Annotated in this window: 1 tRNA gene; it reads right to left on the bottom strand. The window is 55.2% G+C overall.

The features are described 5' to 3' along the window. Positions 1-73: transfer RNA gene (locus OGY07_RS00125), tRNA-Arg, on the bottom strand. Positions 74-288 lie beyond the last annotated feature (215 nt).

Genomic DNA, 288 nt, shown 5'->3' with positions numbered 1-288 from the left:
GCATCCGGGAGGATTCGAACCTCCGACCGCTCGGTTCGTAGCCGAGTACTCTATCCAGCTGAGCTACGGATGCATCGGAATACTTGCTTTACTGCCGATACTGATATGACGGCTGGCGTTATATCAAACAAGGAATGGTGCATCCGGGAGGATGACTCGGCTTCACCTCGCCCTTCGGGCCGTTGCGTAGGCAACGTTATCCTCCCTAGTGCTTGCGGTAAAACCGCAGCCCCTGAAACAACAGCGTGACTATTGTCTCGGAGAAGATGGTGCATCCGGGAGGATTCG

Origin of the sequence: Citrobacter sp. Cs237 (genome assembly GCF_030332325.1) — a bacterium.
Lineage (GTDB): Bacteria > Pseudomonadota > Gammaproteobacteria > Enterobacterales > Enterobacteriaceae > Citrobacter_A > Citrobacter_A sedlakii.
Note: the sequence above shows the minus strand (reverse complement) of the source record. Positions and strands in the feature narration are given on the sequence as shown.